Origin of the sequence: Pseudomonas sp. IPO3778 (assembly GCF_013386825.1) — a bacterium.
Classification (GTDB): domain Bacteria; phylum Pseudomonadota; class Gammaproteobacteria; order Pseudomonadales; family Pseudomonadaceae; genus Aquipseudomonas.
Genome location: NZ_JACARC010000006.1, coordinates 23,759 through 33,218 on the forward strand (window position 1 = coordinate 23,759; position 9,460 = coordinate 33,218).

9 protein-coding genes are annotated in these 9,460 nt (G+C 63.2%); 8 read left to right on the forward strand and 1 reads right to left on the reverse strand.

The genetic code is table 11. From position 1 onward, the window contains the following. The first annotated feature begins 115 nt into the window (after positions 1–115). The 7 genes from HX855_RS01555 (at position 116) to HX855_RS01585 (ending at position 7,630) form a co-directional block, all read left to right on the forward strand. Positions 116–1,249, forward strand: coding sequence for a glycine betaine/L-proline ABC transporter ATP-binding protein (locus tag HX855_RS01555; RefSeq protein ID WP_177090165.1), 1,134 nt, complete (start codon positions 116–118; stop codon positions 1,247–1,249). After that, positions 1,242–2,138 carry a proline/glycine betaine ABC transporter permease gene (locus tag HX855_RS01560; RefSeq protein ID WP_177090166.1) on the forward strand — a complete coding sequence of 299 codons (897 nt, stop codon included), beginning with the start codon at positions 1,242–1,244 and terminating at the stop codon, positions 2,136–2,138. Before HX855_RS01555 ends, HX855_RS01560 begins: the two co-directional genes overlap by 8 nt. 70 nt (positions 2,139–2,208) lie before the next feature. Continuing rightward, entirely contained in the window at positions 2,209–3,234 is a 1,026-nt protein-coding gene (gene proX, locus HX855_RS01565; RefSeq protein ID WP_177090167.1) for a glycine betaine/L-proline ABC transporter substrate-binding protein ProX, read from the forward strand. A 226-nt stretch (positions 3,235–3,460) separates the two neighbouring features. Continuing rightward, positions 3,461–4,948, forward strand: coding sequence for an NAD-dependent succinate-semialdehyde dehydrogenase (locus HX855_RS01570; RefSeq protein WP_177090168.1), 1,488 nt, complete (start codon positions 3,461–3,463; stop codon positions 4,946–4,948). Continuing rightward, positions 4,945–6,330 carry an aspartate aminotransferase family protein gene (locus HX855_RS01575; RefSeq protein ID WP_177090169.1) on the forward strand — a complete coding sequence of 462 codons (1,386 nt, stop codon included), beginning with the start codon at positions 4,945–4,947 and terminating at the stop codon, positions 6,328–6,330. Before HX855_RS01570 ends, HX855_RS01575 begins: the two co-directional genes overlap by 4 nt. A 191-nt stretch (positions 6,331–6,521) precedes the next feature. After that, positions 6,522–7,010: an Lrp/AsnC family transcriptional regulator gene (locus tag HX855_RS01580; RefSeq protein ID WP_177090170.1), complete on the forward strand. Its 489-nt coding sequence runs from the start codon at positions 6,522–6,524 to the stop codon at positions 7,008–7,010. A 62-nt stretch (positions 7,011–7,072) separates the two neighbouring features. Beyond that, positions 7,073–7,630: a GNAT family N-acetyltransferase gene (locus HX855_RS01585; RefSeq protein ID WP_177090171.1), complete on the forward strand. Its 558-nt coding sequence runs from the start codon at positions 7,073–7,075 to the stop codon at positions 7,628–7,630. Here HX855_RS01585 and HX855_RS01590 read toward each other — a convergent pair. Beyond that, entirely contained in the window at positions 7,608–8,492 is an 885-nt protein-coding gene (locus HX855_RS01590; RefSeq protein WP_177090172.1) for an EamA family transporter, read from the reverse strand. The genes HX855_RS01585 and HX855_RS01590 overlap by 23 nt on opposite strands. A 116-nt stretch (positions 8,493–8,608) precedes the next feature. Here HX855_RS01590 and HX855_RS01595 point away from each other — a divergent pair, with 116 nt between their 5' ends. Continuing rightward, on the forward strand, positions 8,609–9,388 hold the full coding sequence (locus HX855_RS01595; protein ID WP_177090173.1) for a helix-turn-helix transcriptional regulator: 780 nt from the start codon (positions 8,609–8,611) through the stop codon (positions 9,386–9,388). Positions 9,389–9,460: the final 72 nt, after the last annotated feature.

Below are 9,460 nucleotides of genomic sequence, written 5' to 3' on the forward strand. Positions count from 1 at the left end.
TTCTATTGATGAAGTTTTCCGCAGATTGCAAAACAACAATTGGAGGCAATTGGTGAGCGAACGACTAAAGATTGAGAACCTCTACAAGGTCTTCTCATCAACCCCGGACAGAGCCATGCAGCTCCTGACCGCCGGGGCCAGCAAAGACCGGATCCTGGCCGAGACCGCCACCGTGGTCGGCCTCAACAACGTCTCGCTGTCGATTCCCAGCGGCGCGATCTACATGATCATGGGCCTCTCGGGTTCGGGTAAATCCACCCTGGCGCGTTGCATCAACCGCCTGAACGAACCGACTGCGGGCAAGATCCTGCTGGACGGCGAAGACCTGGTGACCCTCGACGACAACCAGCTGCGGGAAGTGCGGCGCACGCGTATCTCCATGGTGTTCCAGCACTTCGCCCTGCTGCCGAATAAAACCGTGATCGAGAACACCGAGTTCGGCCTCAAGTTGCGGGGTGTCTCGGCGGCCGAGCGGCGCACGCGGGCCCTGGAAGTGCTGGCGATTGTCGGCCTGGCCAAGTGGGCCGATCACCATCCCCACGAACTCTCGGGCGGCATGCGCCAACGGGTCGGCCTGGCCCGCGCGCTGGCCACCGACGCCGACGTGCTGATCATGGACGAAGCCTTCAGTGCCCTTGATCCGTTGATCCGCACCGAGATGCAGGACGAGTTGCTGCGCCTGCAACGCACCCTGAAAAAAACCATCCTGTTCATCACCCACGACTTCCAGGAAGCCCTGAAGCTGGGCACGCGCATCGCGATCATGGCCGACGGCCAAGTGGTGCGCGAGGGCACGCCCCAGGAAATCGTGATGGACCCGGGCAGCGACTACGTCGCGGCGTTCACCCGGGAGGTGGACCGTTCGCGGCTGTTCGATGCGCGCTCGATCATGGAAAAAGCCCACACCCTGCTGGTACAGGGCGACACCCGGGTGGTGGGCAATGACAGCGCCGCAGCCTTCGTGCTCAACACCAGCGGCAAGGCCGTCGGCGTGCTGGATTCAGCGGCGCTGCTGGCCGTGGGCGGGGGCGCCGATGCGCTGCAACGGCTGTCGACTGCGTTTGTGTGCGTGCCGGCCAGCGCCAAGCTGGTGGAAGCAGCGCGCCTGCTCAAGCCGGGTTTGCCGGTGGCGGTGGTGGATGGCGACGGGCTCTTCGTCGGCACCCTCAACAGCGCGCACATTCTTGATTGCATAGCCAGCGTCCCGGCCCCGCGCCCTGCCGCTGCGGAGGTTGCACAGCATGCTTAGTTCAGAAGACCTCGCGGTTTTACCCGTCGACCAATGGATCAGCCAGGGCGTGGAGTGGCTGGGGATTCACCTGCGGCCGATGTTCCAGGCGATCCGCTGGCCGGTGGAGCATTTGCTGGGGCTGAGTGACACGGTGATCCATGCGATCCCGTTCCCGATCATGGTGCTGCTGATGTTCCTGATCGCCTATCGCGCGGCGAGCCTGGGGGTGGCGGTGTTCAGCGCCGTGGCCCTGGTGGTGATCGCAGCGCTGGGGGTGTGGGACGAGGCGATGACCACCTTGTCGCTGATCACCACGGCAATTGTGATCTGCATGGTGGTGGGCATTCCGGTGGGCATCTGGTGTGCCCGCAGCGAGCGCGTATGGAGCGTGATGCGGCCGATCCTCGACATCATGCAAACCACGCCGACCTTTGTGTACCTGGTGCCGGTGGTAATGCTGTTTGGCGTGGGCACCGTGTCGGGTGAAGTGGCGGTGGTGATCTCCGCCTGCCCGCCGCTGATTCGCTTTACCTACCTGGGCATCCGCATGGTCGACACCGAACTGGTGGAAGCCGGCCACGCCTTCGGTGCGGACAAGCGCCAATTGCTCTGGGAGATCCAACTGCCCCTGGCGATCCCGACCATCCTCGGCGGTCTCAACCAGACCGTGCTCACGGCCATGGTGATGTCGGTGGTGGTGGCGATGATCGGCGCCGAAGGCTTGGGCCTGGTGGTGCTGCAAGGCCTGGGGCGGATGGACGTGGGCCGCGCGGCCGTGGGCGGGATTGCCATTGTGCTGCTGGCAATGATGCTCGACCGCATCACCCAGAACCTGGCGCAGCCGACGGTGCGCAAGCGCAAATCGCTGTTCAAGCGCCTGCTCAATCCGAACCCGATAAACGCTTAAAAACAAGAAATCATGAATGCCCGTTGTTGACTGCCAACCCTGACCATCACGAGAAAAAAAAGAGGAAATCATGATGCATCCATTCAAAGCCTTGCTTGGAATTGCAGCAGTGTTGTGCCTGGCAAGTACGCAGGCGTGGGCCGAAGATTTGCCGGGCACCGGCAAGACCATCCGCTTTGTGCAATCGGAAAGCACCGGCGGCAACTACGTACTGACCAAAATCGCGATCGAGGCCACCAAGCGCCTGGGCTACGGCAGCAAGTTGAGCACCGTCAACACCACGTTGTTCTTCCCCGCCGCCGCCCAGGGTGACCTGGACCTGTCGATGGACGTGACCTTGCCGATGCTGCAACCCAGCTTTGACAAGGTGAAGGACCGTACCGAAGTGGTGGGCTCGGGCTTCATTACCGGCGCCGGCTACAACGGCTACATGATCGACAAGAAAACCGCCGACGCCTATGGCATCACCAGCCTGGAGCAAATGAAGGATCCGAAAATCGCCGGGCTGTTTGGCAAGGACGGCAAGGCCAACCTGATCAGTTGTGATCCGGGTTGGGGCTGTGGCGATGTGGTGGATTACCAGCTCGACAAGTTCGGCCTCAAGGACACGGTAAACCCGGTACGCGGCAAGTACGAAGCGCTGATGTTCGAAAACGTCGCCCGCCTCAAACGGGGCGAGCCGGTGTTTTTCTATGCGTGGGCACCGTCGTGGATGACCAACACCATGGTGCCGGGCAAGGACGTGGTGTGGCTGCCGACGCCGTTTGATGCATTGCCGGGGAACGTGCCGAGCACCACGTCGGCACTCACCCCCGGGGTTGCCGGGTGTGCCGGTGGGGCGGATCCGTGCCGCATGGCGATGGCGGCCTGGAACTGGTACGCGATCGGCAATAAGCAGTTCATCGCGGCGAACCCGGCGATCAAGAAGCTGGTGGAGCAGATGACGTTTTCCCAGGCCACCTGGAGTTACTGGGAAAAGACCATCAGCGCCGACGGTTCCAGCGAACGCAATATTCGCAAGCTGGCGGAGGACTGGATGAAAGAAAACAAAGCGACCTTTGACGGCTGGATAGCCACCGCAAAAACCGCCCAGTAACAGCGATTCAATGTGGGAGCTGGCTTGCCTGCGATAGCGATGTTGAATTCACCGTCGCCATCGCAGGCAAGCCAGCTCCCACAGTTGATTTTCAGCCGCCGCAAAAAAAACTGTTTTGGCGGGCGCAATCAGAAAAAACCCACTGCCCCACCCCCACCAAACCACCCATCCCACCCGCGCCCCTGCTCTAGCATTACGCCCACTCAGACGAACCGGAGTGAACCCGATGACCTACAACCACCCGCTGCTGTTCAAGGCCCTGTGCTACGTCGACGGCCATTGGGTCCACAGCGCCAGTGCCAGCACCGTCGCCGTGCACAACCCGGCCAACCAGCAGTTGATCGGCCATGTGCCGTTGCTGGAAAAACCCCAGATTGTCGCCGCCATCGACGCCGCCCACCGCGCGTTCCCCCTCTGGCGCGAACAAAGCCTGGATGGACGGGCCACGATCCTGCGACGCTGGGCAGCACTGATCCTCGAACACCAGGAAGACCTCGCCCACATCCTCAGCCAGGAACAAGGCAAACCCCTGGCCGAGTCCCGCGGCGAAATCGCCTATGCCGCAAGCTTCATCCCCTGGTTCGCCGAAGAAGCCCGGCGCCTGTATGGCCAGAACATCCCCAGCCATATCCCCGGCGCGCACCTGGGCACGGTCAAGGAACCCGTGGGCGTGTGCGCCCTGCTCACGCCGTGGAATTTCCCCTCGGCCATGATCACCCGCAAGGCCGCCGCCGCCCTCGCCGCCGGTTGCACGGTGGTGGTCAAGCCGGCCCATGAAACGCCCTACTCGGCCCTGGCCCTGGCGCAACTGGCCGAAGAAGCCGGCTTCCCGCCGGGCGTATTCAACGTGGTGCTGGGCGAGCCGCAGATGGCCATGCAAACCCTGGTGCAGGACAGCCGCGTGCGCTCGGTGAGCTTCACCGGCTCGACCCGGGTCGGCAAGCTGGTGCTGCAAGCGGCCGCCCAGGATGTGAAAAAGGTCGCCCTGGAGCTGGGGGGCAACGCACCGTTTATTGTCTGCGCCGACGCCAACCTTGAGCTGGCAGTGAAAGTCGCGGTCGAGGCCAAGTTCCAGACTTCCGGCCAGGACTGCTGCGCGGCCAACCGAATCATGGTCGAGCGCTCGATCTACCCCGAATTTCTCAACCGCTTTGCTGCCGCCGTGCGTGAGCTGCGGGTGGGCCCGGCCTTGGTCGACGGGCAAGAGCAACACGTCGACATCGGCCCGCTGATGCACCAGGCCGCCTTCGACGTCACCGCCGCGCGCGTGGCCGACGCCCTGGCGTTGGGCGCACAACGCCTGGTGGGCGGTGAAGCCCATGCCTTGGGTGGGCTGTTTTACCAACCCACGGTGCTCGCCGATGTGACCCCGCAGATGCGCATTTACCGCGAAGAAAACTTCGCGCCGATTGCCGGGGTGATGCCATTCGACTCGATTGAACACGCCATCGAGATGGCCAACGACACCGAATACGGCCTGGCCGCCTACATTTGTTCCAACCGCCTGGACCTGATCTACCCGCTGATCCGCCGCCTCGACCACGCCATGATCGCGGTCAACGGGGTGAAATTCACCGGTCACCCGATTCCCTTTGGCGGCATGAAAGCCTCGGGCCTGGGCCGTGAAGGCGGCGCCGAGGGCTTCGAAGCCTTTGTCGACACCAAATACTTTTGCCTGCACCACCAAGGCCAATTCCAAGGAGAGCAACCATGAGCCAAGCACTCGAAAGCCTGTTCGAACAAGACCGCGCGCACTTTATGCACCCGTCCACCCACGCCCATGATCACGCCAGCGGTGCGCTCAAGGGCCGCATCATCCAGAGCGCCTCGGGCATCCGCATCCGCGACCACGAAGGCCGCGAATTCATTGATGCGTTTGCCGGCCTGTACTGCGTGAACATCGGCTACGGCCGTACCGAAGTCGCCGACGCCATCTACAAGCAAGCCAAGGAACTGGCCTACTACCACACCTACGTCGGCCACTCGACCGAGGCGATCATCGAGCTGTCGAGCCGCATCATGGACTGGGCGCCCGAAGGCATGAAAAAGGTCTACTACGGCCTGTCCGGCTCCGACGCCAACGAAACTCAGATCAAGCTGGTGCGTTACTACAACAACGTGCTGGGCCGCCCGCAGAAGAAGAAAATCATCTCCCGTGATCGCGGCTACCACGGCTCGGGCATCATGACCGGCAGCCTCACGGGCCTGGCGGCGTTTCATCAGCATTTCGACCTGCCGGAACAAGGCATCCAGCATACCGTTTGCCCCCACTGGTACCGCAAGGCGCCGGCAGGCATGGACGAGGCGGCGTTCGTGGGTTACTGCGCGGATGAGCTGGAAAAAATGATCCTCGCCGAAGGCCCCGACACCGTCGCCGCGTTCATTGGCGAACCGGTGATGGGCACCGGCGGCATCGTGGTACCGCCGGCCGGTTACTGGGCGGCGATTCAGGCGGTGCTGAACAAGTACGACGTGCTGTTGATCGCCGACGAAGTGGTCTGCGCCTTCGGCCGCCTGGGTTCGAAAATGGGCAGCCAGCGCTACGGCATGCGCCCGGACCTGATCACCACCGCCAAGGGCCTGACCAGCGCCTATGCGCCGCTGTCGGCAGTGATCATCGGTGAGAAGGTGTGGGACGTGATTGAAAAAGCCTCGACCCACGAAGGCGCCATGGGCCATGGCTGGACCTACTCCGGACACCCGATCTGCGCGGCGGCGGCGTTGGCCAACCTGGACATTCTGGAACGGGAAAACCTCACCGCCAATGCAGACGAAGTGGGCAGCTACCTGAACCGTCGCCTGCGGGAAACCCTCGGAGGCCACCCGCTGGTGGGTGAAGTGCGCGGTGACGGCATGCTCGCCGCCGTGGAGTTCATGGCGGACCGTGAGCAACGCACGCCCTTCGATGCGGCCTTGAAAGTCGGCCCGAAAGTCTCGGCGGCGTGCCTGGAACGCGGCATGATCGCCCGGGCCATGCCCCACGGCGACATCCTCGGCTTTGCCCCGCCGCTGATCCTGACCAAGGCCGAGGCCGACCTGATCGTCGACATCACCAAGGGCGCGATCGACCAAGTGGCGGGCGAAGTATTGGGCTGATGAGGTAGCCGGGCTCTCACAAACACCGCAGAACCCTGTGGGAGCTGTCGAGCTTCAGCGAGGCTGCGATGGCGTCGGCATTGCCAACATTGATGTTGCCCGATCCACCGCCATCGCAGCCTCGCCAAGCTCGACAGCTCCCACCATTTGGTGGCCTGATATTCACCCGCCCGCTTCAGAGTCTGTTCGCAATGCACAAGCTTGACCGCTATGACCTGAAAATCCTGCGCATCCTCTCCGAGGACGGGCGCATCACCAAGTCGAGCCTGGCCGAGGCCATCAACCTCTCGGTAACGCCGGCCTGGGAGCGCGTGCGCAAGCTGGAAAGCGCCGGCCTGGTCAAGGGCTACCGCGCCGTGATCGACTGGAACCAGGTGTTCAAGAGCCAGCAACTGCTGGTGGAGATCACCCTCGCCCGGCACACCGCCCAGGACATGCGCCGCTTCGAACAACGCATGAGCGACGCCCCCGAGGTGGAGTTCTGCTACGCCACCGGCGGCGGCGTGGACTACATCGCAATGATCCGTGCGGCGGACATCGACCAGTACCAACGCTTCATCGACCAGCTGCTGATGGAAGACCTGGCGATCGAGCGCTACTTCACCTACATCGTCACCAAGACCATCAAGGCCTTCGGTGCACTGCCGGCCCAGGCGCTGGACGATGCCGCCTTCTCCTGACCCTTGTACAACGCCCCCAATCCCGGCAGCATTCGCCCGTGACTTTCACGGACGAGCACCTTATGACCCTGCCCTTTTTCGCCCCCGTACTCCTCACCACACAGCGCCTGGGCCTGCGCCCTCCCCATCAGGACGATTGGCGGGCGCTGTTCGCGATTTGGTCCGATCCCGAGGCCATGCGCTACTTCTCGTTCCCCACCATGACCCGCACCGAGCAGGCCGTCGAACGCTTCGGCCAACTGATGGAAGCGTCGGTTGTCGGTGAAGACCTGGTGTGCATGGTGGAGTTGCTGGCCACCGGCGAGGTGATCGGCAGTTGCGACCTGTTCAATGTGGACGAGCAATGCCGCCGCGCCGAAATCGGCTTCACCCTGAACCGCCGGCATTGGGGCCAGGGTTACATGAGCGAAGCCGCCCGCGCCGTGATCGACCACGGGTTCAATACCGCCGGGCTGCGCCGCCTTGAGGCCGACATTGACCCGCGTAACCTGGGCTCCGCGAAGCTGCTGGAGCGCCTGGGTTTTGTTCGCGAAGGCCTGTTGCGCGAGCGCTGGGTGGTGGGCGATGAGGTCTCGGACAGCGCGCTGTATGGGCTGCTCAAGCGTGACCGCCCTGCCTGACCCACAACGGGCGCCCCTTTTTCAGGCCCACGATCAGGGCCAGCAGAATCAAGCCCATGGCCTGCCACTGCGAAACCCCGGGGCGCTCCCCCAGAATCAGCATCGAGCTGACGATGCCGAACACCGGGATCAGCAGTGACAGGGGCGCCACCCGGGACACCGGGTACTCCCGCAGCAGCAGGTTCCAGCCCCAGTAACAGAAGTGCGTCGCGCCATACACCTGGAACGCCAGCGAGAACAACGCCACACCGTTCAACTGAGCCGGCAACGCGATAAAGGCTTGCGGGCCGTCCAGCAGCCACGTCAACAACACCAGCGGCAGCGGTGCAAACAGGCTGGCCCAAACCACGAAGGCAAAGACCTCCCGCACACCGGAAATCTTGATGATGATATTGCCGACGCTCCAAGCCAGCGCGCTGAACAGCACCAGGGCAAACCCCAACATCGTGGCCGCCCCCTGTACGCCCACCAGCATGCCCACCAAGCCCATGGCCGCCAGCAGCACGCTGATCAATTGCGGCAGGGAAAGGCTTTCGCGGAACAGCAGCACACCCCAGCCCATCGTGAAAAATGCGCTGAACTGGATCAGCAGCGACGCACTGCCGGGCGGCACGCCCATGGCGATCCCGAGGTTGATCAGGGCCCACATCGCCACCCCGAATATCAAGCCGTAGGCCGCCAGCCACTTCACCGCAACCTGAGGTCGTTTCACCAGGAACACCCAGGGCAATGCCGCCAGGGTGAAACGCAGGGCTGTCAGCAACAGCGGGTTGATCTCGGCCAGGCCCAGCTTGGTGATGGGAAAATTGAGCCCCCACACAGCCGTCACCAGGACGGCCAGTAACAGATGTTTGTGCTTCATGGTGACATGGGTCCGTTTGCGTGTGGCACGGCGAGAGGCCATGCGTCCGGCCAATTTTTTCGCAAACGGCGATGGCCCGCCCGCGATTGTGGGTCAATAAACGCTAGAATCAGGCCATGCCCGCTATTCATCCCTACGAAAACACCCCACGCGATGGGGTCGTGACCGCCATCGACTATGCCGACGGCGAGCTGTTTCCCGATCACACCCATCCGCGCGGGCAGTTTGCCTATGCCCGCCGAGGCGTCATCACCGTCTATACCGCCGCCGGCAACTGGGTGGTGCCGCCGCACCGCGCCATCTGGGTGCCGCCCCATGCGTCCCACTCCATGCTGATGCGCGGCCCGGTGACGATGTTCAACACCTATATCCGCCCACAGGCGGCGCGGCGGCTGGCGTTGCCGCAAACGTGCCAGGTGCTGGATGTATCACCGTTGCTTGGGCAGTTGCTGGAGAAGGCCGTTGAGGTGCCTGCGCGCTATGCGGCGGGCGGTCGGGACAGTTACCTGATGGGTTTGCTGCTGCACGAGATCGCCCGGATGCCGGTGCTGCCCCTCAGCGCCCCACTGCCCGCCGAACCGCGATTGGCGAAAGCCTGCGAGGGGTTCCTGGCGGGCCCTTCGCTGGAAATCGACATCGACACCATGGCGCTCAGTGCGGGCATGAGTCGCCGCACCTTTACCCGGCAATTCCGCGAGGCCACGGGGATCAGTTATCTGCAATGGCGCCAGCAAGCCTGCCTGCTGGCGGCCATCGTGCGGCTGGGCAATGGGGAGCCGGTGACCAGGGTAGCGGTGGATTTGGGGTATAGCAGCCCAAGTGCGTTTGCGGCGGTGTTCAAGCGGGTGCTGGGTGAGGTGCCGAGCCGTTATTTCATCCAGGCGTTGCGGCGGTGATTAAGGCTGGTGGGGTGGGTTTGTGGGGGTGGGGTACATATCCGTTATTTTTGTAACGGCCGCTATGGGTTC